General features: G+C 62.5%; 28 protein-coding genes. 15 read left to right on the top strand and 13 right to left on the bottom strand.

Features of this window, described 5'->3' with window-relative positions; genetic code table 11:
* The first annotated feature begins 14 nt into the window (after positions 1 to 14).
* Positions 15 to 1,385, top strand: coding sequence for a glutamate--cysteine ligase (locus QZ653_RS00765; protein ID WP_296417043.1), 1,371 nt, complete (start codon positions 15 to 17; stop codon positions 1,383 to 1,385).
* 123 nt (positions 1,386 to 1,508) lie between these two features.
* On the opposite strand, the gene QZ653_RS00770 is transcribed toward QZ653_RS00765, so the two are convergent.
* Genes QZ653_RS00770 through QZ653_RS00795 form a run of 6 tightly spaced genes read right to left on the bottom strand, consistent with a single transcriptional unit; the run spans position 1,509 to position 5,598 of the window.
* Positions 1,509 to 1,763: a hypothetical protein gene (locus QZ653_RS00770; protein ID WP_296417044.1), complete on the bottom strand. Its 255-nt coding sequence runs from the start codon at positions 1,761 to 1,763 to the stop codon at positions 1,509 to 1,511.
* Positions 1,760 to 2,362, bottom strand: a complete 603-nt coding sequence (gene plsY, locus QZ653_RS00775; protein WP_296417045.1) for a glycerol-3-phosphate 1-O-acyltransferase PlsY — start codon at positions 2,360 to 2,362, stop codon at positions 1,760 to 1,762. The genes QZ653_RS00770 and plsY overlap by 4 nt, the downstream gene beginning before the upstream one ends.
* Positions 2,355 to 3,623: a dihydroorotase gene (gene pyrC, locus QZ653_RS00780; protein ID WP_296417046.1), complete on the bottom strand. Its 1,269-nt coding sequence runs from the start codon at positions 3,621 to 3,623 to the stop codon at positions 2,355 to 2,357. Before pyrC ends, plsY begins: the two co-directional genes overlap by 8 nt.
* A 51-nt stretch (positions 3,624 to 3,674) precedes the next feature.
* Complete coding sequence (locus QZ653_RS00785) at positions 3,675 to 4,223, bottom strand: hypothetical protein (RefSeq protein WP_296417047.1); 549 nt, start codon at positions 4,221 to 4,223, stop codon at positions 3,675 to 3,677.
* The gene (locus QZ653_RS00790) at positions 4,220 to 4,639 is read right to left on the bottom strand and encodes a hypothetical protein (RefSeq protein WP_296417048.1); all 420 of its coding nucleotides are present in this window, start codon (positions 4,637 to 4,639) and stop codon (positions 4,220 to 4,222) included. Before QZ653_RS00790 ends, QZ653_RS00785 begins: the two co-directional genes overlap by 4 nt.
* Positions 4,636 to 5,598, bottom strand: a complete 963-nt coding sequence (locus QZ653_RS00795) for an aspartate carbamoyltransferase catalytic subunit (protein WP_296417049.1) — start codon at positions 5,596 to 5,598, stop codon at positions 4,636 to 4,638. The genes QZ653_RS00790 and QZ653_RS00795 overlap by 4 nt, the downstream gene beginning before the upstream one ends.
* A gap of 97 nt (positions 5,599 to 5,695) precedes the next feature.
* Between QZ653_RS00795 and QZ653_RS00800 the strand changes: the two genes are divergently transcribed.
* The 4 genes from QZ653_RS00800 to QZ653_RS00815 all read left to right on the top strand — a co-directional run bounded on the left by QZ653_RS00800 (position 5,696) and on the right by QZ653_RS00815 (position 11,940).
* A complete protein-coding gene (locus tag QZ653_RS00800; protein WP_296417050.1) occupies positions 5,696 to 6,475 on the top strand; it encodes a uracil-DNA glycosylase in 780 nt (259 codons plus the stop codon).
* Complete coding sequence (gene moaB, locus QZ653_RS00805) at positions 6,472 to 7,011, top strand: molybdenum cofactor biosynthesis protein B (RefSeq protein WP_296417051.1); 540 nt, start codon at positions 6,472 to 6,474, stop codon at positions 7,009 to 7,011. Before QZ653_RS00800 ends, moaB begins: the two co-directional genes overlap by 4 nt.
* An 87-nt stretch (positions 7,012 to 7,098) precedes the next feature.
* Positions 7,099 to 8,556 carry an efflux RND transporter periplasmic adaptor subunit gene (locus QZ653_RS00810; protein WP_296417052.1) on the top strand — a complete coding sequence of 486 codons (1,458 nt, stop codon included), beginning with the start codon at positions 7,099 to 7,101 and terminating at the stop codon, positions 8,554 to 8,556.
* A gap of 3 nt (positions 8,557 to 8,559) precedes the next feature.
* Positions 8,560 to 11,940, top strand: coding sequence for an efflux RND transporter permease subunit (locus QZ653_RS00815; RefSeq protein ID WP_296417054.1), 3,381 nt, complete (start codon positions 8,560 to 8,562; stop codon positions 11,938 to 11,940).
* Here the strand turns inward: QZ653_RS00815 and QZ653_RS00820 are convergent.
* Positions 11,937 to 12,749, bottom strand: a complete 813-nt coding sequence (locus tag QZ653_RS00820; RefSeq protein ID WP_296417056.1) for a protein-disulfide reductase DsbD domain-containing protein — start codon at positions 12,747 to 12,749, stop codon at positions 11,937 to 11,939. The genes QZ653_RS00815 and QZ653_RS00820 overlap by 4 nt on opposite strands.
* Before the next feature lie 115 nt (positions 12,750 to 12,864).
* On the opposite strand from QZ653_RS00820, the gene QZ653_RS00825 reads away from it, so the two are divergent.
* Positions 12,865 to 13,431: a YqgE/AlgH family protein gene (locus QZ653_RS00825; protein ID WP_296417057.1), complete on the top strand. Its 567-nt coding sequence runs from the start codon at positions 12,865 to 12,867 to the stop codon at positions 13,429 to 13,431.
* On the opposite strand, the gene QZ653_RS00830 is transcribed toward QZ653_RS00825, so the two are convergent.
* Positions 13,423 to 14,376, bottom strand: a complete 954-nt coding sequence (locus tag QZ653_RS00830; protein WP_296417058.1) for an L-threonylcarbamoyladenylate synthase — start codon at positions 14,374 to 14,376, stop codon at positions 13,423 to 13,425. The genes QZ653_RS00825 and QZ653_RS00830 overlap by 9 nt on opposite strands.
* A 111-nt stretch (positions 14,377 to 14,487) precedes the next feature.
* Between QZ653_RS00830 and QZ653_RS00835 the strand changes: the two genes are divergently transcribed.
* Positions 14,488 to 16,188: an acyl-CoA dehydrogenase gene (locus tag QZ653_RS00835; RefSeq protein WP_296417059.1), complete on the top strand. Its 1,701-nt coding sequence runs from the start codon at positions 14,488 to 14,490 to the stop codon at positions 16,186 to 16,188.
* Between the two features lie 24 nt (positions 16,189 to 16,212).
* A complete protein-coding gene (locus tag QZ653_RS00840; protein WP_296417060.1) occupies positions 16,213 to 17,241 on the top strand; it encodes an MBL fold metallo-hydrolase in 1,029 nt (342 codons plus the stop codon).
* On the opposite strand, the gene QZ653_RS00845 is transcribed toward QZ653_RS00840, so the two are convergent.
* Positions 17,229 to 17,969, bottom strand: coding sequence for a class II glutamine amidotransferase (locus QZ653_RS00845; protein WP_296417061.1), 741 nt, complete (start codon positions 17,967 to 17,969; stop codon positions 17,229 to 17,231). The two genes, QZ653_RS00840 and QZ653_RS00845, sit on opposite strands and share 13 nt — an antisense overlap.
* Position 17,970: 1 nt before the next feature.
* The gene (locus QZ653_RS00850; protein WP_296417062.1) at positions 17,971 to 18,207 is read right to left on the bottom strand and encodes a DUF6356 family protein; all 237 of its coding nucleotides are present in this window, start codon (positions 18,205 to 18,207) and stop codon (positions 17,971 to 17,973) included.
* Between the two features lie 98 nt (positions 18,208 to 18,305).
* Here QZ653_RS00850 and QZ653_RS00855 point away from each other — a divergent pair, with 98 nt between their 5' ends.
* From QZ653_RS00855 to QZ653_RS00870, 4 genes are all read left to right on the top strand, one after another.
* Positions 18,306 to 18,767 carry an Lrp/AsnC family transcriptional regulator gene (locus QZ653_RS00855; RefSeq protein ID WP_296417063.1) on the top strand — a complete coding sequence of 154 codons (462 nt, stop codon included), beginning with the start codon at positions 18,306 to 18,308 and terminating at the stop codon, positions 18,765 to 18,767.
* A 14-nt stretch (positions 18,768 to 18,781) separates the two neighbouring features.
* Positions 18,782 to 19,231, top strand: coding sequence for a DUF6173 family protein (locus QZ653_RS00860; protein ID WP_296417064.1), 450 nt, complete (start codon positions 18,782 to 18,784; stop codon positions 19,229 to 19,231).
* A gap of 72 nt (positions 19,232 to 19,303) precedes the next feature.
* Entirely contained in the window at positions 19,304 to 19,438 is a 135-nt protein-coding gene (locus QZ653_RS00865; protein ID WP_296417065.1) for an aa3-type cytochrome c oxidase subunit IV, read from the top strand.
* Positions 19,439 to 19,442: 4 nt separating this feature from the next.
* On the top strand, positions 19,443 to 20,069 hold the full coding sequence (locus tag QZ653_RS00870) for a hypothetical protein (RefSeq protein WP_296417066.1): 627 nt from the start codon (positions 19,443 to 19,445) through the stop codon (positions 20,067 to 20,069).
* 16 nt (positions 20,070 to 20,085) lie between these two features.
* Here the strand turns inward: QZ653_RS00870 and QZ653_RS00875 are convergent, their stop codons facing one another.
* On the bottom strand, positions 20,086 to 20,415 hold the full coding sequence (locus QZ653_RS00875) for an AzlD domain-containing protein (RefSeq protein ID WP_296417067.1): 330 nt from the start codon (positions 20,413 to 20,415) through the stop codon (positions 20,086 to 20,088).
* Positions 20,412 to 21,125 carry an AzlC family ABC transporter permease gene (locus QZ653_RS00880; RefSeq protein ID WP_296417068.1) on the bottom strand — a complete coding sequence of 238 codons (714 nt, stop codon included), beginning with the start codon at positions 21,123 to 21,125 and terminating at the stop codon, positions 20,412 to 20,414. Before QZ653_RS00880 ends, QZ653_RS00875 begins: the two co-directional genes overlap by 4 nt.
* A 106-nt stretch (positions 21,126 to 21,231) precedes the next feature.
* Between QZ653_RS00880 and mobA the strand changes: the two genes are divergently transcribed.
* The 3 genes from mobA to QZ653_RS00895 are packed head-to-tail and all read left to right on the top strand — an operon-like array spanning position 21,232 to position 23,206.
* Entirely contained in the window at positions 21,232 to 21,813 is a 582-nt protein-coding gene (gene mobA, locus QZ653_RS00885; RefSeq protein ID WP_296417069.1) for a molybdenum cofactor guanylyltransferase MobA, read from the top strand.
* Positions 21,810 to 22,631: a molybdopterin guanine dinucleotide synthesis gene (locus QZ653_RS00890; RefSeq protein WP_296417070.1), complete on the top strand. Its 822-nt coding sequence runs from the start codon at positions 21,810 to 21,812 to the stop codon at positions 22,629 to 22,631. Before mobA ends, QZ653_RS00890 begins: the two co-directional genes overlap by 4 nt.
* Entirely contained in the window at positions 22,628 to 23,206 is a 579-nt protein-coding gene (locus QZ653_RS00895; protein ID WP_296417071.1) for a GNAT family N-acetyltransferase, read from the top strand. The genes QZ653_RS00890 and QZ653_RS00895 overlap by 4 nt, the downstream gene beginning before the upstream one ends.
* A gap of 39 nt (positions 23,207 to 23,245) precedes the next feature.
* Here the strand turns inward: QZ653_RS00895 and QZ653_RS00900 are convergent, their stop codons facing one another.
* Positions 23,246 to 24,262 (bottom strand): hypothetical protein, encoded by a 1,017-nt coding sequence (locus tag QZ653_RS00900; protein WP_296417072.1) that lies wholly within the window; start codon positions 24,260 to 24,262, stop codon positions 23,246 to 23,248.

The following is a 24,262-nucleotide window of genomic DNA, read 5'->3' on the forward strand; positions in this document are numbered from 1 at the left end:
CAGGAGCGCCCAACATGTCCATTCCACAGTCCGGCGGCGGTCCGATTGAACGTCACGAACAGCTTGCCGAATATCTGGCCGAGGGCTGCAAGCCCAAGCAGGATTGGCGCATCGGCACCGAACACGAGAAATTCGGCTATTGCACCGACACCCACAAACCGCTGCCCTTTTCAGGCGAGCGGTCAATCGAGGCGGTGTTGTCCGGCCTGCGCGACCGCTACGGCTGGGCACCCGTCACCGAAGGCGGGTTCCTCATTGGTTTGGAAAAAAACGGCGCGAATGTATCGCTTGAACCCGGCGGCGCGTTGGAGTTGTCAGGCGCGCCCGTCGAGACGATCCACCAGACCTGCGACGAGGTGAACTCCCATCTGGCTGAGGTCAAATCCATCGCTGATGAAATCGGTGTGGGTTTCATCGGGCTGGGCGCGGCCCCCGAATGGTCCCACGACGAAATGCCCCTCATGCCCAAAGGCCGCTACAAGCTGATGGATGCCTATATGGACAAGGTCGGCACCAGCGGCAAAATGATGATGCGGCGGACCTGTACGGTTCAGGTGAACCTCGATTTTTCGTCCGAGGCCGACATGGTGCAAAAGATGCGCGTGGCGCTGGCGTTGCAGCCCGTGGCAACAGCCCTCTTTGCCAATTCGCCGTTCTGGGAGGGCAAACCCAATGGCCACAAATCCTGGCGCAGCCGCGTGTGGCGGCATCTGGATGATGCGCGCACAGGCATGTTGCCCTTTGTGTTTGAGGACGGGTTCGGGTTTGAACGCTGGGTGGACTACGCCCTCGATGTGCCGATGTATTTTGTCTACCGCGATGGGGAATACGTAGATGCTCTAGGTCAGTCGTTCCGCGATTTTCTGCGCGGCGAACTGCCTGCCCTGCCCGGTGAAACGCCGACCCTGTCGGACTGGGCGGACCATCTGACGACAGCATTCCCCGAGGCGCGGTTGAAGAAATTCATCGAAATGCGCGGGGCCGATGGCGGGCCATGGCGGCGGTTGTGCGCGTTGCCCGCGTTTTGGGTCGGTCTGACCTATGACCAAGAGGCTTTGGATGCCGCTTGGGACCTGTGCCGCAATTGGGATGCGGAGACACGCGAGGCGTGGCGCGTGGCGGCCTCCGTCGATGGGTTGCAGGCGCAGGTCGGCGGACAGTCCATGCACGACATCGCCCGTGAGGTTGTGGCGATTGCCGAAACGGGCCTCAAGAACCGCGCGATGCCCGGTGCGGGCGGCTTGGTGCCTGATGAGACCCATTTTCTGAACGCGTTGAAGGAAAGCATCGAGACCGGCAAGACACCGGCGGACGAATTGCTGGACGACTACAACGGGGACTGGGGCGGCGACCTGAGCAGGATTTACGCGGCCTATTCTTATTAGGATCGAATTTGGCTGCGCCAAATCCGATTAGCTGGGGGTTTCACACCCCCAGACCCCCGCGATACCTGGGGGTTTCACACCCCCAGACCCCCGTGGAGTATTTGTGGCAAAACGAAACGAAAATCAGTCGCTGACGGTGAGGTCGGCCACAAAGGCGCGGACTTTGGCCTGCGACATTTCACAAGGTTTGAGGAGATCGCCCGCGGCAAGATGATAGAGGTTGAGGCTGATGTAGTCTGAACCGTCCAGCGCCTCGGCCACAAGTTTTTCGCCCTTACCGTTTGCGACATGGGCGCGGGTGACGATCCAGTCTTTGCCATGGGCCTGACCGCGAAAAGTGCCCAAGGGCAGCTTTGCGAGCTTTTGGGCAAAACTCACTTTTGGCCGATCTTGCTTTCTTCGCCGGCCAGCAGACGGTGGATATTGGCGCGGTGGCGCGCGAAGATCAGCGCGCAAAGGGCGAGGGTCAGAAAGAAAACGTGAGGCCAGCCCATAAAGCCTGCGATGGGCGCGCTGAGGGCGGCCACCAGCGCGGCCAGAGACGAAAAGCGCAGGAGGGCTGCGGTGGCAAGCCATGCCACTGCGGCAATGAGGCCCACGGGCCAGATGACGCCGAACAGGACGCCATAGAAGGTGGCCACACCTTTGCCGCCGTTGAATTTGAGCCAGACCGGAAAGCAATGCCCGATCATTGCCGCAAAACCCGCCAGTTGTGCCACGTCCGGACCCGCGATAGCGCGCGCTAACAGGACGGCCACAAGGCCTTTGCCAGCATCAAAAAGAAGCGTCAGGGCCGCCGCCTTTTTGGACCCTGTGCGCAAGACATTCGTCGCCCCGATGTTGCCCGACCCGATGTCGCGCAGGTTGCCCAGCCCCATCACGCGCGCGATGATCACGCCGGACGGAATAGACCCGATCAGATAGGCGATCACGGCCCAGAGCGCGAAGGTGGGCAGGCTGTTGATGATGTCAGGCATCCAGTGCCTCCGTCATATTTACGCCGCCCACGTAGGTGGCTGTGACGCGGCCCTGCAGGATGGTCCCGTCGAAGGGGGTGTTTTTGGATTTCGATTTCAGCGCGAAGCGGTCCAGACGGTGGCTGGCATCGGGATCAAACAGCACCAGATCGGCAGGCGCGCCCGGCGTCAGGCGCCCGCCGGACAGGCCAAGTCTTTTGGCGGGGTTCAGCGACAGGGCACGGAACAAAGTGGGCATATCCAAATAGCCGTTGTGCACCAGCCGCAGGGCGGCAGGCAGCAGGGTTTCCAGGGCCACGGCACCGCTTGCGGCCTCCTCGTATGGCAGACGTTTGGATTCCTCATCCTGCGGGGTGTGCATGGAACAGATGATGTCGATGAGGCCGGAGGCCACGGCCTCAACCACCGCCAAACGGTCCTCTTCGGCGCGCAAGGGCGGTTTGAGTTTGAAGAACGTGCGGTAGTCGGCCACGTCCATTTCATTCAGCGTCAGGTGGTGGATGCCCACACCTGCGGTGATGTCCAACCCGTTGGCCTTCGCCCGTTCCAAAGCAGGCAAGGCGCGTGCGGTGGTGATCTGATCCACGTGGTAGGCCGCCCCGGTCATTTCAAGCAGCGCCACATCACGGTCAAGCCCCATGCGTTCGGCCATGGGCGACACGCCGGACAGCCCGCGCAGGGTTGCGAATTTGCCGGAGGTCACAGCCCCGCCAGAGGACAGGCCAGGTTCCTGCACGTGGCCCACGACCAGCGCGCCGCAGGATCGGGCATAGGTCAGCGCGCGGCTGAAAACCTTGGTGTCGGTGATCACGCGGTCGCAATCGGTGAAGGCTACGGCACCCGCATCCATCAGAAACCCGATTTCGGTCATCTCACGGCCCGCGCGGGCCTTCGTCAGGGCGGCCATGGGCAACACGTTGACGGCGGCGTCGATACTGGCGCGGCGTTCGACAAATTCGAGCGTTTCAGGCGTGTCGATGGCCGGATCGGTGTCGGGGCGGGTGACGATGGTGGTGATGCCACCTGCGACGGCGGCACGACCGGCAGAGGCAAAGCTTTCCTTGTGACGCTCACCGGGTTCGGAGACTTTGACGCCGATGTCGACAATGCCGGGGGCAAGGCATTGACCGTGACAGTCAATGGTCTGGTCCGGCGCGTCTGCGGCGTCGCCGATCACCCCGCCGTCAATCATCAACGCGCCACGCGTCTCGGTGCCGGTTTCGGGATCAATCAGGCGGGCATTTTCAAGGAGCGTCTTCATGGGGTTCCTTTTGCACCGCCCAGCCTACGGGGTAAACGGATTTGTGCGGGCCTAGCTTGCCACCCAGATCATGACGATCACCAGAACCGCCAGAACGAGCAGCGCGAGGGTGGCCACACGGCCCGACATGGCTGCATCTGACGGGGCTTTCTTTTGTGGCGCATCGGACAATGCGGCCTGCGGATCGGGATTGGGCAGGGGGTCAAATGTGACATCGCTGTCAGGTTCCCGCAAGGTGGCGATCAAGGTGGCCTCGCCGTCGGAGGGCAGGGTTACGGGCCGGTTGGCAAAGGCGCCCGAGCGGACAAGAAGCAAGAGCCCTTCGAAATTGTCCAGACCGTTGAGCGCAAATTCATGTGCTGCAATGTCGTCTTCATTGACCTCGTAACCGGCACGCAGGAAGTCGGTGACGGTCATGTCTTCGAGGGTGCTTGGCCGCAGTTGCTGGATGTCGCTTTCATCAAGTGCCTTGACCCCCAGCGCCTTGAACAGCCGGTCGTAGACACCGTGGTGGCCGATATCCATGGCCAGTTGCGGGTCCAGTTTGAAGACACGGACGAGGCCGTGTTCGTGCGGGGTCACTGTGGTGCCGTCGATCATGGCGCGTTTCCTTTGGCTGTCATGATGGCAGTTGCAAGGGCATCGCCATCCTCGGGATAAAACAACTTCGGTCCCTTGCCGATGTTCCCGTCAAGGTGCAGGCGAAGGCCGTTCCCCTCCGTACGTGTGCCCGCGATATCGGCAAGCGTGATGGCCTGTCCGCCCTGCATAATGATCCGCCGGTTGGTGATCCATGCGCGGTGGCGGCCAAGGCGGACACGTTCCTGTGCCAGAAGAACGGTCGTTACAAAAAGGGGCACTGCGGGCCAGAAGGTATCCGGAAAGACGATCAAAAAGGCTGCGACAGGAAGCAATGTCAAAACGATCATCAACAGCGCGGTGCGTTTGAACCGGCGCAAGGACGGTACGTGATCAAAGACGATCTGTTCGCCGGCTTCCAGCGGTGGGCCGCTCATGCCATGACGCCCGCCGCTTTTGCGCCCCGCGCTGCGCGCAGGTTGCGCGCCAAAAGGTCCATCGCGGCCATGCGCACGGCCACACCCATTTCAACCTGTTCCTGAATGACGCTGCGGTTGATGTCGTCCGCGATCTGACCGTCGATTTCCACGCCGCGGTTCATCGGGCCGGGATGCATGACGATGGCGTCATCCTTGGCATGGGACAGCTTTTCGGAATCCAGACCGTAGCGGTGGAAATATTCGCGTTCCGACGGGATGAACCCGCCGTCCATGCGTTCCTTTTGCAGGCGGAGCATCATGACAACGTCCACGTCGCGCAGACCCTCGCGCATGTCGTGGAAGACCTCGACCCCGAACTCTTCCACCCCGCTGGGCAACAGCGTGGGCGGGCCGACCAGACGCACGCGGTTTTCCATTTTGCCCAGCAACATGATATTTGACCGCGCCACGCGGCTGTGCGCCACATCACCACAAATCGCAATCGACAGACGGTGCAACCGCCCCTTGGCGCGGCGGATGGTCAGCGCATCCAGCAGGGCCTGCGTGGGGTGTTCATGCCGCCCGTCGCCTGCGTTCAACACAGCGCAATTCACCTTTTGCGCCAAAAGGTCCACCGCACCGGAATTGGGGTGCCGCACAACCAGCAAATCGGGGCGCATCGCATTCAGGGTCAACGCCGTGTCGATCAGCGTCTCCCCCTTTTTGATGGAACTGGCCTGCATCGCCATGTTCATCACATCGGCACCAAGGCGCTTGCCTGCGATCTCGAAACTCGCCTGTGTCCGGGTGGAGTTTTCGAAGAACATGTTGATCTGGGTCAGCCCCTCCAGCACGTCGCGGTGGGGACGACCGATGCGGTTGTGTTCGGCGTATTGGTCCGCCAGATCCAACAGGGTGGTGATTTCGGGGGCCTGAAGGTGTTCGATGCCAAGAAGGTGCGACGCGCGAAATGACATTGGGCCTCCGATCGGGGTTTTGGCGGTTATAGGGGCCGGTGCAAGGCGCGGCAAGATCAGCACGTGAAGTCCCTGCACGGGCGCGGTAGGGTACGGCATGGAATCGGCTGCGGAGTATTGGACATCGAAAGCGCTTCTTGACTGGCAGGTCGAGATGGGCGCGGATGAGGCCATCTGCGACACCCCCGTTGACCGTTATGCGCTGGGGGCGAAAAAGCCTGCGCCCAAAGCGGCCCCCGTGGCCGAGGCCCCACCGCCCGCGCCGGAACCGGTGGACATTGACGCGGTGCAGGTCGCCCGCGAGGCCGCAGCCGCTGCATCCGATCTTGAAGGATTGCAGGCGGCGATGTTCGCCTTCGAGCATTGCGATCTGAAAAACGGTGCGCGCAATTTTATCTTCGCCGATGGCGTGGCGGGGTCCGCTGTGATGATCGTCACCGACGCGCCTGATCGCGAAGATGACCGTGCGGGCCAGATTATGTCGGGACGATCCGGCGTTTTGTTTGACAAGATGATCGGGGCAATCGGGTTATCCCGCGTGGGTGAAACGTCGGTTTATATTGCGCCTGTCTGTCCGTGGAACCCGCCCCAGAACCGTGACGCGAATGCAGACGAACTCGCCATGATGGAGCCGTTCCTGAAGCGTCACATCGAACTGGCGGCCCCGAAATTGATTGTGCTGATGGGCAACGGTCCCTGTCAGGCCCTGCTGGGCCGCAGCGGCATGACACGGTTGCGCGGCACATGGGCCAAGGCGGTGGACCGCCCTGCCCTGCCAATCTTTGCGCCGTCTTTCCTGATGGCCAATGGGGCCGCGAAACGGGACGCTTGGGCGGACCTTCTGGCGCTGAAAGCGCGGTTGAAAGACCTGACATGACCCTTGATATGACCCGCGATTTCATCCCCGTGCGCATCGCCATCCTGAGCGTCAGCGACACCCGCAGCCTTGACGAAGACCGGTCCGGCCAGACGCTGGTGGACCGTCTGCAAGACGCGGGCCACATCCTCGCTGATCGAAAAATCCTGCGCGATGAACGCGCGCAAATTGCCGATCAGTTGCGCGCATGGTGCGCGGACCCGGATGTTGACGTGATTTTGACCACGGGCGGCACCGGCCTCACGGGGCGCGATGTCACGGTTGAGGCGCACCGCGACGTCTATGAAAAAGAAATCGACGCCTTCGGCACCGTCTTTACCCATGTGTCCATGGCCAAGATCGGGACATCAGCGGTTCAAAGCCGCGCGACGGGCGGTGTGGCCAATGGCACATACCTGTTCGCGCTGCCTGGCAGCACCGGCGCGTGCAAGGATGCGTGGGACGAAATCCTCGTCAAGCAGCTCGATTATCGGCACCGACCCTGCAACTTCGTTGAAATTCTGCCGCGACTGGATGAACACCAGCGACGGAAATGATCCGCCGCGCCGTATGATCCGTACCTGATACACCTGGGAACCGCATGAATGCGGCCTAGGTCTTGGGATGTTTGTAGGAGTGTTTTGATGCAGTTTCTGAGGCGATCCCTTGTTGGTCTGTTCCTTCTGGCCGCGACGCTGGCGCTGTTTGCTTGGGCCGGCAATACGGTCAGGCTGGCCGTGCAGGAACGCATGAACGCCGAGCCGCGCAGTTTTCCGCAGCGCGAACGGGTGTTGTCGGTCAATGTGGTCGACGTGATCCCGCAGACGATTGCCCCTGAATTGATGGTCTTTGGCGAACTGGCCAGCGCCAACACATTGGACATCCGCGCCCTGTCCGGCGGGACGGTTCTTGAGGTGTCCCCGAATTTCGTTGACGGCGGGCGCGTGACCGAAGGAGAGGTGCTGGTGCGCATCGACCCCCGCGATGCCCAATCCGCCCGTGATCGTCTGGCCGCCGATCTGCGCGATGCCGAGGCAGAGCAGCGCGATGCCGACCGTGCCCTTGTTCTGGCGCGGGACGAACTGGCCGCCGCCGAGGATCAGGTTGTCTTGCGCCAACAGGCGCTGACCCGCCAGCAGGACCTTGCCAGTCGGGGCGTGGGCACAGCTGCGGCCATCGAGACGGCAGAACTGGCCGTATCCGCCGCGCGACAGGCGGTCCTGTCGCGCCGTCAGGCCGAAGCACAGGCGCAGGCGCGGCTGGATCAGGCGGCGACCCGTCTGGACCGGGCCGAACTGAACCTTGCCGATGCGGACCGCGCCCTGACCGACACAGAAATTTTCGCGCCCTTCGCCGGAACGTTGACCGGCGTATCCGTAGCGCGAGGCGAACGGGTGACCGCCAATGAAACCTTGGGGGAACTGATCCAGAAAGACGACCTTGAGGTATCGTTTCGGCTGTCCACGGCGCAATATGCCCGCCTTGTGGGTGAGGACGGGACGCTTAACGCCGCGCCTGTGACGGTCACACTGCAGGCGCAGGGCCTGACCTTGACGGCCGACGGCCAGATCACCCGTGAAAGCGCCATTGTGGGCGAAGGCCAGACGGGGCGATTGCTGTTTGCCAAAATCGAAACCACCGCAGCCCTGCGGCCCGGTGACTTTGTCACCGTTTCGGTGACAGAGCCTGTATTGCGCGGCGTGGCCCGTGTGCCGTCCACCGCTGTGGGGGCCAATGAAACCGTGCTGATGCTGGGTGAGGAAAACCGTCTGGTTGAGGTGTCGGTCGATGTGTTGCGCCGCCAAGGCGACGATGTCCTCATCCGCGCGCCCGAGGCGTATGGCCGCCAAATCGTCGCCGAACGCTCACCCCTTCTGGGGCAGGGCATCGCGGTCCAGCCGATTGATCCCGACGCCGAACCGGAGGTCCCCGAGCCGGTCGAGATGATCACGCTGGAAGACGACCGTCGCGCGCGCCTGATCGCCTTTGTCGAAGAAAGCCGCATGCCGCCGCCCGTCAAAACGCGCATCATCGGGCAGTTGGAACAAGACGAGGTCCCCTCCGACGTGGTTGCCAATATCGAAGACCGGATGGGGAGCTAGGCCATGCTCAAACCCGGCGGCATCCTGTCCTACCTCACCCGTCACCGCACGGCGGCGAACCTGTTGATGGTGGTCTTGCTGGCCGCTGGCATCGCGGCCTACCCCAAGATGCGCGCACAATTCTTCCCCGATGTGATCATCGACAACGTCAGCGTGTCGGTCCAGTGGTCCGGTGCCGGGGCCGAAGACGTGGACGCGGCCATCGTTCAGGTCTTGCAGCCTGCGCTTCTGGCGGTCGAGGGGGTCACGAACACGACCTCCACATCCTCCGAAGGCAGTGCACGGATTTCGATGGAGTTTGAACCCGGTTGGGACATGGCGAAAGCGACCGAAGACGTGCAACTGGCCGTGGATGCCACATCCAACCTGCCCGACGACGCCGAAGACCCCAACGTGCGGCGCGGACAATGGTCGGACCGGGTGACGGATGTGGTCATCACCGGCCCCGTCGCCCCCGAACAGCTGGGCCGGTTTGCCGATGAATTCACCGTGCGCCTGTTCGCCCAAGGCGTCACACGCACCACCATTCGCGGCGTCGCGGCCCCGTCCACCATCATCGAAGTGCCGTCGCTGGCACTGATCCGCTACGACGTCACCATGCAGGACATCGCCGCTGCCATCGCGGAGGAGGTCAACGCCGACCCCGCAGGCGACGTGTCCGGGGCGGCCCGCGTGCGCACCGGCGTCGAAAAACGCACCGCCGATGAGATTGAGGCGATTGCCCTGCGCACAGACGCCAGCGGTGCCACCCTGACTATTGGCGACGTGGGGCAGGTGTTTGTGGAAGGGGTCGACCGTGAACGCGCCTATTTCGTAGGCGACGATCCGGCCATCACCATCCGCGTGGACCGCGCCGCCACGGGTGACGCCATCGACGTGCAAAACACCGTGCAACAGGTGGCGGATGCCTATGCCGCAACCCTGCCGCAAGGCAGCAGTATTGAGCTGATCCGTGCCCGCGCCGAACTGATCACGGGCCGTTTGAACATCCTTTATGAAAATGCAGCCCTTGGTCTGGCCCTTGTTGTGGCGCTGTTGTTTCTGTTTTTGAATGCGCGCACCGCGTTCTGGGTCGCCGCCGGTATTCCCGTGGCCCTTGCCGGTGCGATAGCCCTGATGTGGGCAGCGGGCCTGACGATCAACATGATCTCCCTATTTGCGTTGATCATCACGCTGGGCATTGTGGTGGATGACGCCATCGTGGTGGGTGAGCACGCCGATTATCGCCACCGCAAGCTGGGTGAAAGCCCCGCTGAGGCCGCTGAGAATGCGGCCAAAAAGATGTTCAGCCCCGTGTTCTCGGCCACGCTGACAACCATCATCGCCTTTTTCGCGCTGGTCCTCGTGGGCGGGCGGTTCGGGGATCTGATCGCCGACATCCCATTCACTGTCATCGTCGTTCTGATCGCCTCGCTGATCGAATGTTTCCTGATCCTGCCCCACCACATGTACAAAGCGCTGAAAGCCGGCGAAGGCGGGCAAAAGTGGTACGACGCCCCGTCCCGCGTGGTGAACCGTGGCTTTGACTGGGTCAAGGACAGGCTGTTCCGTCCGTTCATGGCGGGAGTGATCTGGGCGCGCTATCCGGTCATGGCGCTGGCGGTGGTGCTGCTGGCCGTACAGGTCAGCGGATTGATCCGGGGCGATGTGCAATGGCGGTTTTTCAACGCGCCCGAACAGGGCAGTGTCACCGGCAATTTCGCCATGCTGCCCGGTGCAACCCGCGAAGACACGCTGGAAATGATGCAATCGCTGCAAGAGGTCACGGAGGCCTTGGGCGCGGAATATGAGGCGGAACATGGGACCAACCCGTTGGACTATGTCATCGCGGAAATCGGTGGTAATTCGGGCCGTGGCATTGCGGGGGCCGCTACCAAGGATGCGGACCAGTTGGGCGCGATTGCGATTGAACTGATCGACGCCGACAGCCGCCCCTATTCCAGCTTTGCCTTTGTGGCCGAACTGCAAGACCGCGTGATCCGCCACCCCATGGTCGAAACTGTCAGCTTCCGGTCCTGGGCATCCGGCCCTGGCGGGGATGACATCGACATCCAGCTGTTCGGGGCCAATTCGGACGTGTTGAAAGAGGCCGCAGAGGCGTTGAAGGCGGAACTGGCGCAGTTTGGCGAAGTCTCCGCGTTGGAGGATTCGCTGTCCTACGACAAAGAAGAATTGATCCTTGAATTGACCCCGCAGGGGCAGGCACTGGGCTTTACCATCGACGGGCTGGGGCGCGTGTTGCGCAACCGCCTTGGCGGGATCGAGGCCGCGACCTACCCCGACGGGCCGCGATCTGCCACGATCAGGGTGGAATTGCCGGATGGCGAGTTGACGGCGGATTTCCTCGACCGGACGCAAATGCGCGCGGCCAGTGGCATCTACGTGCCGCTTGCCGACATCGTGACAGTGCAATCGCGCACGGGCTTCAGCACGGTGACACGCGAAAACGGGGTGCAGTTGATTTCCGTCACCGGCGATCTGACAGATGACGACGCCGACCGCGCCGCCGAAATTCAGGAGTTGATCCAAAGCGATATACTGCCCCGCATCCAAAGCGCCTATAGCGTGTCATCGTCCCTGTCGGGATTGAGCGAGCAGGAGGATGAATTCCTCAACGATGCGCGGGTGGGGCTGATCTTTTGCCTCACAGGGATTTTTCTGGTGCTGGCGTGGATTTTCCAAAGCTGGTCGCGCCCGCTGGTCGTTATGGCGATCATCCCCTTTGGTCTGATCGGCACCATCTACGGGCATGCGCAATGGGATGTGCCCCTGTCGATGTTCACGGTCGTGGGGTTGCTGGGCATGACCGGCATTATCATCAACGACAGTATCGTGCTGGTCAAAACCATCGACGAATACGCCGAAACACGCGGGTTGGTGCCTGCGATCATCGACGGCGTCAGCGACCGGTTGCGCCCTGTGTTGTTGACCACTTTGACGACGGTTCTGGGCCTTGCGCCGCTGCTTTACGAAGGGTCGTCACAGGCTGAATTCCTGAAACCCACGGTGATCACGCTGGTCTACGGGTTGGGCTTTGGCATGGTGCTGGTGCTGTTTATCGTGCCGTCGCTCATGGCGATGCAGGGAGATGTGGGCGTGCAGGTGCGATCGGCGAAACGCGGGCTTGCCAGCCGCACGGGCGCGATTGCATGGCCCGTGCGCATTGCTGCCCTTGGTGTGGCCGGTTTGTTTGCTGCGATTGTCTTGCCGATCCTGGCCACCGGCACGCCGTGGGCGCCCTTGGCCGCAGCTCTGCCGATGCTTTATGCGGGTACGGGCGCGGCGTTGGGGCTGTTTTTGCTGATGACAATGGTCTGGTTGGTCGTAGTCTATATTGCGGCGGGATTGGTCGTGGCGTTCAGCCGCCGACGACGCATCACCTAACCTGCGACGCATCCCTCAATGTCCACCGACTGGCCACCTGCGATCACCGTGATCCGCATGTCGGACCGGTTCACGGTAAACCCGTCGCGGTCCACGTGGATCATGTCGGAGGACGCATAAAGGCGCGGACCTTCGCGCCACGTATGGGGTTCGGACACCCAGACCTGCTGATCGCCGCTTTCGATGACGACCTCTTCGTCCGTGCCCATGGGCGGCATCGGAATTTCCGCAATGACCCGCAGCCCGCCGTCAATCGGGCTGATGGCACAGGACACGTCGCCCACACCTGCCTCGTTGGCGGTGCGGGGCCGATCGACCAAGGACGCCACAATCGCCGCATCGCGCCGCCCGTCCACGGGCAGCGCCGCGTCGAAGGACAGCATCACCGGCACGCAAATTTCCTCGCACACGCCAATCTGGACACGGCCGGCCAGACGGGCGGGCGCATCTGCGTTGTCCAGCGCCAGTTCGACGGGAATGACGACGATCCCCTCATACCCGATGGAGCGCATGTTGTTGATGCGGCTGACCTCAGGCACCGGCCAGTGCAGCGCGACGCCCTGCAGGTTTTCGGACCCGTCCCAAGCAAAGCGCGGCGGGATGCCGCCATCACCGGGCACCCGCCAATAGGTTTTCCACCCTGGTGCCAGCGTGATTTCCAGCCCCGCCATATGGGTGCCAGCCTGCGTGCGCCAGCCGGGCAGCACCTCAAGCTCCACCACCCCGTCGGCGGGGTTTGCGGCCAGGGTATTGGCGAACGGCAGGGCGGTCAGGGCCGCAAGGGCGACATTGAGAATCCGGTGTGTCATGCCCTGTCTTTCGCTGATGGGTGTGACAATAGAAAGTCACGTTTGGGTTAGGTCTTTGTCATATCCGCGCCTGCGCCCCCTTGCACAGCACAGGGCAGACCCCCACAGTCGAACCATGACGGATACGATCGACCTGACCGGAAAGCTTTTGATCGCGATGCCCGATATGGGCGATCCGCGGTTTGAAAAGTCGGTGATTTACATGTGCGCCCATGCGCGCGAGGGCGCGATGGGGCTTATCGTCAACAAACCAACGCCGGAGATCCGTTTCACCGATCTGCTGGAACAGCTGTCCATTGATGACGGCGAATTGGCGACCGATGTGCGTGTCCACTATGGCGGACCTGTTGAAACAGGGCGGGGGTTCGTCTTGCACACCGCTGATTATGCGTCAGGTGCCGGCACGATGGAGGTGGCGGCGGGCATTGCCATGACCGCGACGCTCGACATCCTCGAAGATATCGCCACGGGCGCGGGTCCGAAACGGTCGATGCTGGGGCTGGGGTATGCCGGTTGGGGGCCAGGCCAGTTGGAGGGAGAGATTGCGCAAAACGGCTGGCTGGTCGCTGACGCGACCGATGACATCCTGTTTGGCCGTGCCGCCGAGCACAAATGGACAGCCGCACTGAAGGTGCTGGGCATTGATCCGTTGATGCTATCGTCGTCGGGCGGATCAGCCTGACCTCGGGGCTGCGGCACGGCGCAGGCGGTCATTGATCGCCGCCCCTAGCCCGTGATCGGGGATCGGGGACACCGCAATCTGTGCAGCGCCCATGGCATTGAGCTGGTGCAGCGCATCAAACAGGCGGGCCGCAGCCTCAACCAGATCGCCCGAAGGCGACAGATTCAGCGGGGCATCGACGGCGCCGAAGCCCAGCAAAACCTCCCCTTCGTTGATATCCACCGCATTCAGCCGCACGGTCCCTTTGGGCGCATAATGCGATGCAAGCTGCCCCGGCGACGTCGGCGCATCGGCATCCCCTGCCATGGCCAAATCTTGGCCCACAGCGTTGGCAATCGCCTCCGCCGGAAGGCCGCCTGCCCGCAACAATGTTGGGCGGGGCTGCGTTGCAACGATCGTTGATTCCACCCCTACGGGGCAATCGCCACCGTCGACGATCCCGTCGATAATTCCAGTCATATGGTCGGCCACATGGGCCGCCTTCGTGGGGCTGACCTGCCCCGACGGATTGGCGGACGGGGCCGCAATCGGCCCGTCAAATGCGGCCAGCAATGCGGCCGCCACCCCGTGATCCGGCACCCGAATGGCCAAGGTATCCAACCCCGCCGTCACCAGCGGCGAAATACCGGCATCGGCGCGCAGGGGCAGCACCAAGGTCAAGGCACCGGGCCAAAATGCCTGCGCCAAGGCGCGGGCGGTGTCGTCAAATTCGACATAGGCCTCTGCCGCGTCCAGGGACGCCACATGCACGATCAACGGATTGAAACCGGGCCGGCCTTTGGCCGCATAAAGCCGCGCCACGGCGTCGGAATTGCGCGCATCAACGCCAAGGCCGTAAACAGTCTCGGTCGGGAAGGCCACAAGGCCACCGTCGCCCAGAACTGCTGCGGCCTGCGACAGCCCCGCCGCGTCAGGCGTGAATGTCCGTGTGGTCACGACGGTCATGACGTCGCGTTTTGGTTGATTGGGCGGCCCATGGCGATCACCTTTGTTGTAACATCCGCCACATACGCGCCATACGCGCCGAATCCAAGAACCCCACCCAAGGAGCACGTCATGCCCTATCGTTCGCCTGCCAACGAATTCCGGTTCCTGATGGATCATGTCGTGGGCTTCGATCTGGTCGCAGCCACCGACCGTTACGCAGAGGCCACGCCAGACACCTGCGACGCGATCATCACCGAAGCCGCCAAGCTGTGCGACGAGGTTCTGGCCCCCTTGCAGCGGCCGGGCGACATGCACCCCGCACGGTTGGAAAACGGCATCGTGCGGACATCACCGGGGTTTGGCGACGGGTTCAAGGCCATCGCGGAAGGCGGCTGGATCGGCATTTCCGCAGATCCGGAATACGGCGGCATGGGCCTGCCGCTGACACTGGCCACATCCGTCAACGACATGATGGCCGGTGCCTGCCTGTCTTTGCAGTTGAACCCGCTGATGTGTCAGGGCCAGATCGAGGCTCTGGAACATCACGCGTCGGATGCGATCAAGGACACCTATCTGCCCAAGCTGATCTCGGGTGAATGGACCGGCACAATGAACCTGACCGAACCGCAGGCCGGATCAGACGTGGGCGCCCTGCGGTCAAAGGCGGAACCCAACGGCGACGGGTCCTACGCGATCAGCGGTCAGAAAATCTATATCTCATGGGCCGACAACGATTTCACCGAAAACGTCTGCCACCTTGTGCTGGCCCGCCTGCCCGATGGCGTGCCCGGCACCAAGGGCATCAGCCTGTTCATGGTCCCGAAATTTATTCCCAATGAAGACGGAACATTGGGTGACCGCAACAGCCTGCGGGTGGTCAGCCTTGAACATAAAATGGGTCTGCACGGCTCCCCCACTGCCGTGATGGAATACGACAATGCCCGCGGCTGGCTGGTGGGGCCGGAACACGGCGGCATGGCGGCCATGTTCACCATGATGAACAACGCCCGCGTGGGTGTGGCCACCCAAGGCGTCGGCGTGGCCGAAGCCGCCTACCAGCACGCGCTGGCCTATGCGATGGACCGCAAACAGGGCCGCGCGGGGGGCAGCGGGGCCATTGTGGAACACGCCGACGTGCGCCGGATGCTGGCGTCGATGAAGGCCGATACCTTCGCCGCCCGCGCCATCACCATGGCCAATGCGGTGGCTATCGACATGTCCAACGCCACGGGCGATGCGGGCTGGAAAGCGCGGGCCGCACTGCTGACGCCGATTTCCAAAGCCTTCGGCACCGATATCGGGGTTGAGGTCGCGGCCACCGGCATTCAGGCCCACGGCGGCATGGGCTTCATCGAGGAAACAGGCGCCGCGCAATATGCCCGCGACGTCCGCGTGGCCACGATCTATGAAGGCACCAACGGCATTCAGGCCATGGACCTTGTGGCACGCAAGATGATGGACGGCGGCGATGCGGCCTTTGCCCTGCTGGATGAGATTGAGGCCGCCGCCGAAGCCGCCAAAGACACGCTCCCCGATCTGGTGGAACCGGTCTGGCAGGCCTGCGAATCCTTGCGCGAAACGACTGAATGGCTGGTGGGTCAGGACATGGATGACCGCTTTGCAGGGGCGGTCCCCTACCTGCGTGCCTTTGCGCGGGTCTTGGGCGGGCACTATCACCTGACGGCCGCCTTGCAGGGCGATGAAAGCCGGAAGCGACTGGCGACGTTCTACATCAAACGTCTGTTGCCCGAACACGCGGGCCTTTTGGCCCATGTGCGCGAAGGGGCGGATGATCTGATGGCGCTGTCTGTGGATGATCTGGTGGCCTGACGGAATTTCCGCTAGGCCACTGGCATGACAGCCCCCATCACATACCCATGGCCCGAACCACCCCAAGCGGGTGAGGCGACCCCCGTGGCCGACGGCATCCTCTGGATGCGTCTGCCGCTCCCGATGGCGCTGGATCACGTGAACGTCTACGCGCTGGATGACGGCGACGGCTGGACGGTCATTGACACCGGCTTTGACAGCCGCAAGACCCGTGCGATCTGGGAAGGCCTGCTTAAGGGGCCACTGGCAGGCAAACCCGTCACCCGCGTCATCGGCACGCATCACCACCCTGATCACATCGGCCTTGCCGGTTGGTTTCAGGACGCCGGCGCCGAATTGGCCATGCCACGCACCGCGTGGCTGATGGCGCGGATGCTGACGCTGGACGAACAGCCCGCCTACCCCGCACGGTCGATGGAGTTCTACCGCCGCGCGGGCATGTCCGCCGACATGCTGGAAAAACGCGCCAAGGACCGGCCCTTCAACTTTGCCGATTGTGTGCATCCCATGCCGCTGGGCTTCACCCGCCTGCAAGAAGGCGGCACGATCCGCATGGGCGGGCGCACGTGGGACATCCGCATGGGCAATGGTCACGCGCCGGAACATGCGACCTTCTGGTCGCGCGATGACAACCTGGTCATCGGGGGCGATCAACTGCTGCCGTCCATCAGTCCCAACATCGGCGTTTATCCCACCGAACCCGATGCCGATCCGCTGGCCGAATGGTTGGAGGCTTGCGAACGTCTGGCCCCTTTCGCGCGGGACGATCATCTGGTTTTGGGCGGCCACAAACTGCCCTTCACCGGTCTGCCCACGCGGATGCGCCAGCTGATCGACAACCACCACGGCGCGCTCAAACGGCTGTTGGCCTTCATCGACACGCCCAAACGCGGCGGCGAATGTTTTGCCCCCCTGTTCAAGCGCACCATCGACGAAGGCACCTACGGGCTGGCCTTGGTTGAGGCGCTGGCCCATCTCAACCACCTGCACCAAACCGGCCAAGCCACGCGCACCTTGGGCGAAGACGGGGCCTATCTGTTTCAGGCCACCTGACGGGCGGCGGGGTTTGTCAGCCTGACAATCCGGTTTTCTGGTACCGCATCCCACTGGCCACCGTCCAGCGCCTCAGACGCGAAAGCGCGCCCCCCATTGTCGAGGAGACCAGAGGCATAAAGCGTCGGCGCAGGCCCTTTGGACGCATACCGAAACCCGTAAAGCGCCTCCCCATCTGAGAACACACATGTGATCTTCACCGGCGCGGGGCCGTTGCCCAACACCTCCAACGTGCGCGCGATGGCGGCGTCCGGATCATCGGCCAGACCGTGGGCCAATAGCGTCAGAAAAATCATCTCACTGTCGGTGGACCCGCGCCGCGCGGCGTAAAGATCATCAGGCAAAGCCTGTTCCAACCTCCGGCGGATCGCAGGGAAATGGGGCACCTGCCCGTTGTGCATGAACGACCAGCGGCCCACCTGAAACGGGTGGCAATTCTGGCGGCTGGTCTCCCCCATGGTGCTGGCGCGCACGTGGGACAAAAACAGCCGCGACCGGACCATCCGGCACAGCGACGTCAGATTGTCATCGGCCCAAGCGGGCAGCACATCGCGATAAAGGCCCGGAGCCTCGCCGTGATCATACCACGCGATGCCAAAGCCGTCGCCGTTGACGGCCAGCTTGGCCTCCGTCGCGTGCTGGCTTTGCTCAAGCAGGGAATGACGCGGCTTGATGATGATATTTTCCAGCGGAATAGCAGGGCCTGTGTAGGCAGCGATGCGGCACATATCAGTGCCGCGCGTCCATGCGCGCTACAAGGCGGCGCAAAATCCGGCTGGCGGTCGTTTCACATAAAGCAGGCACAACCGCGTGGATCAAAGCCGCACCTGCGGCCACGGTCAGCCAGAAACAAAAGGTGGCAGCAAAGCGCATGTGCTGGAAATACGTCTCCCCCACGGTGGCGGGATGGGACAGAAACCAACGATCGGCAAGGCTGCGGCGGGTCGGGGGTGTCAGGTCGGTCATGGGATGCTCCTTTGTTGGTCCCATGATAGGGGTCTGATCTGGCGGGCGCGTCCCAATCAGACTGGCCATGACGCCCCTTCTTGGGATATTATCCCGATATGACGAACCAGATTGATAAAATAGACCACGCCATATTGGCCGAACTGCAAAAAGACGCCACCCTGTCTGTCGATGCCCTGTCTGACCGCGTGGCCCTGTCGCGCAACGCCTGCTGGCGGCGGATCAAAACACTTGAAAGCGCAGGCATCATCCGCAAACGGGTGGCCTTGCTGGACGCGGACAAGGTGGGCTGTCCGCTGTCTGTGCTGGTCATGATCCGCACCGATCACCACTCAGACGCATGGCGCAGCGACTTTGCCATCGCGGTCGAAGCCCTGCCCGAAATCACCGCCGCCTACCGCATGACCGGCGATCTGGATTACGTCCTCAAGGTGCAGCTGGCGGATATGGCGGCCTATGACCGGTTCTACAAACGTCTGACTTCACGGATTTCTGTATCGGACATTTCCGCCAGTTTCGTTATGGAAGACATCAAAGACACCACCGCCCTGCCGCTTTGACGAAAGACGCCCCCATGAACGACGCCATCAAAACATCCGCCGAAGCGCTGGAAAGCGCCGTCCTGCATGAGGTTCACACCGACCCCGACGCCGTCAAACCCGACGCCAGTGCGCTGAAGAAAAACGACGGCCCCAAAAGCCCCGCGCGCTGGGCCTATGAACGTCTGATTCTCTATATCCAGAACTTCGAAAAGCAGCTTGATAACGAACATGAGGTCGCCATGGGCTTCGCAGGTGGAGACACTGGCGTGATCCGCATCGAAGGCATGGGGTTTTTCGACCCCGATATCATCACCTTTTACGGCAAAGACCCTGCGGGAACAAAAACCCAGCTTGTTCAACACGTCAGCCAGTTGTCCGTCATGCTGCGCGCCCTGCCCAAACCGGTGGCCGCCGCAGAACCCAACCGGATCGGCTTTCGTCTGGCGGCTGATCTGACCGAAGACACAGATGTGACGACCTGACCCAAGCGTTCGGGGCTGACAAGCCTGCACCGATGCGCTAAGGCACGCACAACACACGAAAGGGAACATATCATGGCTGATCACAAGCACGGCGAAATGGACATCAAAGTTCAGGAAAAGACCTTCGAAGGCTTCATGAGCATGGTTACAAAAGGCACGGTTATCATCATCGTGGCGTTGATCTTCCTCGCCCTCGTCGGGGCCTAAGAGCATGAAACGCCGCACGTTTCTTCTGACGGCCCCTGCGGCCCTTGCTGCGTGCGGCAATACTGTCCTGCGGGACGAGGTTCTGGCGTCACAATCCGATCTGGACCGCGTGCGCTACGTCCATCCCGGCCCTCCGCGTTTGACGCTGCTGACGATGAAAAACGTCCAGTCCGGCAACGGCGCGCACAGCGGGCTGATGATCAACGCCAGCGAACGCGTGCTGTGGGACCCTGCAGGCACTTTCGGGCATCCGACCATTCCCGAACGCAACGATGTCCATTTCGGTGTCACCCCGCGCGTGGAACAGTTCTATATCTCGTATCATTCGCGGTTGACCTATTTCACCTTGATACAGGAAATTGATGTCGCCCCCGAAGTGGCGGAAATGGCCCTGCGTCTGGCGATTGCCAATGGCCCCACACCCAAGGCGGCCTGCACACGCCACACGTCAAGGATGCTGGGCAAGCTGCCGGGATTCGGGACGATCACCTCCAGCCTGTTCCCGAACCGTCTGGCCGATGAATTCGGGGCGCTTCCCGGGGTCCGGTCGCGCGAATATTATGAAGACGACAGCGAGGACAAGGCCGTGGCCGCGGCCCAGATCGACGCCGCCATTCGCGCCGGTCAGTGACCTCCGGCCCGCCCTGTCAGCCCGCGCCCAGCGCCCATAACATCCCATAAAGCGTCGCCCCGCCGCACAGGATTGCGGCGACCACATTGCGCGTCAGAATGCCGACGCCGAATGTCACCAATGCCGCGCTCAGCCGTGCAGGATCGGGCTGTCCGTCCGTCGCGTCAGGCCACAGAACCAGCGGGGCCACCAGACCCGGCAACACGGCCACCGCTGTATAGCGCAGGTGCCGCAGCACCCAGTCCGGCAAATCCCGGCCCGCGATCAGGCCCAGAAATGAAAACCGGATCAGGTAGGTGCCGACGGCCAGAATTGCGATGATCGACCAGATGTAAAAATCGCTCATCTGCGCGTCCTTTGGTCCTGCCACACTTCAACCTGCGCGCCGACGATCATAGCCGTGCCTGCGGCCGCCAGCAGACCCAGATTGTAGGGCACCCCGGCCAGCAACAAGGCCACAACGATGGACGTCACGGCGGCAAGCATATGCGCCAGCGTGCGCATCATCGGCGCGATGATGGCCAGAAAACAAATGGGCACCGCAAAATCGAGGGCCATGGACGGCGGGATGCCCTCCCCCAGCCAGACACCGAGTGCAGTCGCGACAATCCACATCGGCACGATGGGTGTCACCGCCCCGAAGAAATACCCGACTTTCTGGGGCGTTGTCAGATCCGGCCTGTCTTCGAACGTATTGACCGCCACAGCATAGCTTTGATCCACATTGACATACGCCACCAGGGCGCGGGTCAGAAACGGCGCATCGCCAAGATAGGTCGCAAGGGACGCCGAATACATCGCCATGCGCAAATTGACGGCGAGAGCGGTGGCCACGACGATCGCCATGGGCGCATTTTCGACCATCAGCTGCAGCGCGGCAAACTGGGACGCCCCTGCAAAGACGACCGATGAAAAGGCCATGGTCTGCCATGCGGTCAATCCCGCTTCGGTCGCGACCACCCCGAACAGCAGGCCGAACGGCATGACGACCAACAGAAACGGCACGCCCGCGCGCACGCCCTGCCAGTAAAGTGATTTCGTGGTCGCCCCGTCCATTGTCCTGTCCTACACTTGGTTCAACCGCCCATACCGGCGGCCCGAATTCTTGGCAACCAGAGGGACGCGATGCGCGCGCCGGAACATCGAAACCGCAAAGGCCGTGATGCGTAAACCATTGGGGCTTATCCTGGCCGGAGGACGTGGCCAGCGGATGGGACACGTCTCCAAGGCGGATGTAATGCTGGGCGGGCGCCGGTTGCTGGATCGCTGCAGTGACAGGCTTGACCCACAGGTGGACGCGGTTGTTGTGAACGCGGCCGCACCGGTCAGCACCGGTTACAGGGTGATTCAGGATACGATTGCGGATTATGCGGGGCCGCTGGCCGGCGTCCTTGCCGGTATGATCCATGCCGAAGGCACCGGTCACAGCCATGTGGCCACTGTCGCGGTCGACACACCGTTTTTTCCCTGCGATCTGGTGCCCCGCCTGCAACTGGCCGCACTGAACACGTCCCATGGGCTTTCTGTGGCCTGCGATGGTGCGGGGCTGCACGGGACGTTCGCGCTTTGGCCTGTGGCGCTGCGGCCTGCGCTGGCGGAGTATCTTGAACAGGGGCAGCGCAAGGTCCGCACCTTTCTGGAGGATCACAATGCCGCCCGTGCCCTGTTTCCAGACACCACCCCCGGAAGCTTTTTCAACATCAACACCCCTGACGACCTGAAAGACGCACACGCCTGGATATGACGTTCGACACCATTATCACCATCGACTGGTCCGGCGGCAATCAGCGCCCGACAACGCCCAGCACAGACGCCATCTGGGCCTCTGTCTGGCACTACGGGACGCAAAAGCCGCCCATGTATTTCCGCAACCGGCAGCTGGTGGAATTCTGGCTGCGGGCCACACTGGACGAAGAATTGAAATTCGGTCGCCGTGTGTTCGTGGGCTTCGATTTCGCCTTCGGCTTTCCCGAAGGCTTTACCGCAGCGGTCACAGGGCACGACGATCCGCTGGCGATCTGGGGCTGGCTGGAAGACCACATCATGGACAGCCCGCAGGCCAACAACCGGTTCGAAGTCGCGGGGTTGATCAACGCACGTTTCGACGGGATCGGGCCGTTCTGGGGCAATGCCTCCGCCACCGACATCGACGCATTGCCGCGCAAGGGGCGGGACCGCACCTGTCGCGCGTTTGCCGAACGCAGGCAGGTGGAAACCCGCATCAAGGGGGCCTTTCCGGTCTGGCAACTGGCGGGCGCTGGCGCTGTCGGGTCGCAGACCCTGATGGGCCTGCCGGTGCTGGAACGTCTGCGCCGCCGCTTTGCGGGCAAAATTTCCGTCTGGCCGTTCGAGCCCCTTGAAACGCCCGTGGCCTTTGTCGAAATCTGGCCGTCCCTTTACGCAAACGAGGTGACCGCAAATGCAGCGCTGCACCCGATCAAGGACGCTGTACAGGTGCATACGTTAACGCAGATCATCGCCGCGATGGACGGCCCCGCCCTTGGCCGCACCCTTGACGTGCCGCCCAATTCCGAAGGGTGGATTTTCGGGGTTCCCGCATGAGGGTTTCCGCCGGATTTGACGATCGCGAACGTGATCAGATTGCGGGCATGTACTGGCAGGCCTTCGGGTCAAAACTGGGGCGCGTTATGGGGCCGGACAAACGCGCGATTGCCTTTGTCCGTGAAGTGCTGGATCCGGCACATGCGCTATGTGCGCGCGACGATGCCGGTGCGTTGCTGGGTGTGGCCGGGTTCAAGACCATCAAAGGTGCGCTGGTGGGCGGCGACTGGTCCGACATCCGCCGCCATTACGGGTATGCGGGCGGGGTCTGGCGCACGCTTCTTCTGTCCTTGCTGGAACGGGACACTGAAAACGCACGGTTCCTGATGGACGGCATTTTCGTCAGCGACGGGGCGCGCGGACAGGGCGTCGGGACCTGTTTGCTGGAGGCCATCTATCGCGAGGCTATCGGCCGTGGTTTTGCCGAAGTGCGCCTTGATGTGATCGACACAAACCCGCGCGCCCGCGCCCTTTATCTGCGCGAAGGCTTTGTCGACGCGGGCGACCACCGCCTTGGGCCATTGCGATATATATTCGGGTTCGAACGCGCCACAACCATGGTCCGGCGCGTGTGACCCGCTGAAAACGCTGTTTCGGGGATGGGTCTGTCGGGGCTAGTCGAAAGCACCCGTCACACGGCCCAGCAGCATAAAGGCACGGCTGGTGCGGGTTTCGGCCAGTGCGGCCAGATCTTCGTCCGAGGCATCGGCCTCGAACGTGACCAGCATCTGGTCATACTTGCGCAGGAAGTGATGGGCGGCATCGCGAAAGATCGTGTCCTCGCGCATCCGCCCCGCCGTCAACGCCAGCGACGACCGGTCGCGCACCCCGCCAAGGGAAGCGACGGTCTTTCCGCGTTCGCCGTGTGCGAATTTGCGCCAGATTTCGGGCCGCGCACGGTCGGGGCGCAGATCGTCCATGTAAATTCCGTCCTGACTGAGCAGGGTCAGAACGTCCTGACTGGCCTGGATCAACTGTTTTGCTGTCCGGTCTTTCAATGCGCGGCGCAGGGCGGCAAACCCGACCTCATCCCCTTCGGTGTCCGGGAAATTCAAGGCGCGCACCAGATCGGGTTTGGAAATGGGCGGTGTAATGTCTTCGGCGGTGGTGCCCAGCGCAAGGCTTGGCTGGTCATCGCCGCGCACCGGTTGCGGCTTGGGCGCGGCCTGCATCTTGGCTGCTGTCGGGCGCGAGGTGGCAAAGGTCGCCAACGCGGTTTCCGTCTTTTGGGTGGCGCGCGCGATTTCGTTCAGCTTGCGTTCCACGGTGGGTTCGATCCCCGCCCCCCGCGCCTGACGGTCCGCCACATAGGTCTGGCGCATCCCGTCAATCGCGGCCTGCAACCGGCGGCTTTCCTCGCGCACGACCTTGGCCGAACGGGCCGACATGGCGGCGATCCAGACCATGGCGATGGGCAGAAAAATCGCCATCAGGGTCATGACAAACCGCAGGCTGTCTATCTGCGCCGACCCGTCGCCCTCGGATGGCAGCACCAGAAAGAATGTCGCGACCCCGACCAGCCAGATCAGGCTGACCACAATCGCCACAATCTCGATCGCTGTCACGCGCACATCATGCGAAGGCGACGCCGCCCCCACTGTCCGTCCTGTGCTGTTGGAACCATCCGACAT

The sequence above is a fragment of the Pseudooctadecabacter sp. genome, from assembly GCF_020627745.1.
Lineage (GTDB): Bacteria > Pseudomonadota > Alphaproteobacteria > Rhodobacterales > Rhodobacteraceae > Octadecabacter.

Coding starts and splice junctions, on each gene's coding strand:
- QZ653_RS00875 (WP_296417067.1), bottom strand. CDS start 20,415: ATGAGCGATTTTTACATCTGGTCGATCATCGCAATTCTGGCCGTCGGC.
- QZ653_RS00845 (WP_296417061.1), bottom strand. CDS start 17,969: ATGTGCCGCATCGCTGCCTACACAGGCCCTGCTATTCCGCTGGAAAAT.
- mobA (WP_296417069.1), top strand. CDS start 21,232: ATGCGTAAACCATTGGGGCTTATCCTGGCCGGAGGACGTGGCCAGCGG.
- QZ653_RS00765 (WP_296417043.1), top strand. CDS start 15: ATGTCCATTCCACAGTCCGGCGGCGGTCCGATTGAACGTCACGAACAG.
- QZ653_RS00795 (WP_296417049.1), bottom strand. CDS start 5,598: ATGTCATTTCGCGCGTCGCACCTTCTTGGCATCGAACACCTTCAGGCC.
- QZ653_RS00865 (WP_296417065.1), top strand. CDS start 19,304: ATGGCTGATCACAAGCACGGCGAAATGGACATCAAAGTTCAGGAAAAG.
- plsY (WP_296417045.1), bottom strand. CDS start 2,362: ATGCCTGACATCATCAACAGCCTGCCCACCTTCGCGCTCTGGGCCGTG.
- QZ653_RS00830 (WP_296417058.1), bottom strand. CDS start 14,376: ATGACCGTCGTGACCACACGGACATTCACGCCTGACGCGGCGGGGCTG.
- QZ653_RS00860 (WP_296417064.1), top strand. CDS start 18,782: ATGAACGACGCCATCAAAACATCCGCCGAAGCGCTGGAAAGCGCCGTC.
- QZ653_RS00895 (WP_296417071.1), top strand. CDS start 22,628: ATGAGGGTTTCCGCCGGATTTGACGATCGCGAACGTGATCAGATTGCG.
- moaB (WP_296417051.1), top strand. CDS start 6,472: ATGACCCTTGATATGACCCGCGATTTCATCCCCGTGCGCATCGCCATC.
- QZ653_RS00790 (WP_296417048.1), bottom strand. CDS start 4,639: ATGAGCGGCCCACCGCTGGAAGCCGGCGAACAGATCGTCTTTGATCAC.
- QZ653_RS00810 (WP_296417052.1), top strand. CDS start 7,099: ATGCAGTTTCTGAGGCGATCCCTTGTTGGTCTGTTCCTTCTGGCCGCG.
- QZ653_RS00825 (WP_296417057.1), top strand. CDS start 12,865: ATGACGGATACGATCGACCTGACCGGAAAGCTTTTGATCGCGATGCCC.
- QZ653_RS00815 (WP_296417054.1), top strand. CDS start 8,560: ATGCTCAAACCCGGCGGCATCCTGTCCTACCTCACCCGTCACCGCACG.
- QZ653_RS00855 (WP_296417063.1), top strand. CDS start 18,306: ATGACGAACCAGATTGATAAAATAGACCACGCCATATTGGCCGAACTG.
- QZ653_RS00840 (WP_296417060.1), top strand. CDS start 16,213: ATGACAGCCCCCATCACATACCCATGGCCCGAACCACCCCAAGCGGGT.
- QZ653_RS00900 (WP_296417072.1), bottom strand. CDS start 24,262: ATGTCGGATGGTTCCAACAGCACAGGACGGACAGTGGGGGCGGCGTCG.
- QZ653_RS00890 (WP_296417070.1), top strand. CDS start 21,810: ATGACGTTCGACACCATTATCACCATCGACTGGTCCGGCGGCAATCAG.
- QZ653_RS00820 (WP_296417056.1), bottom strand. CDS start 12,749: ATGACACACCGGATTCTCAATGTCGCCCTTGCGGCCCTGACCGCCCTG.
- QZ653_RS00785 (WP_296417047.1), bottom strand. CDS start 4,223: ATGATCGACGGCACCACAGTGACCCCGCACGAACACGGCCTCGTCCGT.
- QZ653_RS00835 (WP_296417059.1), top strand. CDS start 14,488: ATGCCCTATCGTTCGCCTGCCAACGAATTCCGGTTCCTGATGGATCAT.
- QZ653_RS00800 (WP_296417050.1), top strand. CDS start 5,696: ATGGAATCGGCTGCGGAGTATTGGACATCGAAAGCGCTTCTTGACTGG.
- QZ653_RS00870 (WP_296417066.1), top strand. CDS start 19,443: ATGAAACGCCGCACGTTTCTTCTGACGGCCCCTGCGGCCCTTGCTGCG.
- QZ653_RS00850 (WP_296417062.1), bottom strand. CDS start 18,207: ATGACCGACCTGACACCCCCGACCCGCCGCAGCCTTGCCGATCGTTGG.
- QZ653_RS00880 (WP_296417068.1), bottom strand. CDS start 21,125: ATGGACGGGGCGACCACGAAATCACTTTACTGGCAGGGCGTGCGCGCG.
- pyrC (WP_296417046.1), bottom strand. CDS start 3,623: ATGAAGACGCTCCTTGAAAATGCCCGCCTGATTGATCCCGAAACCGGC.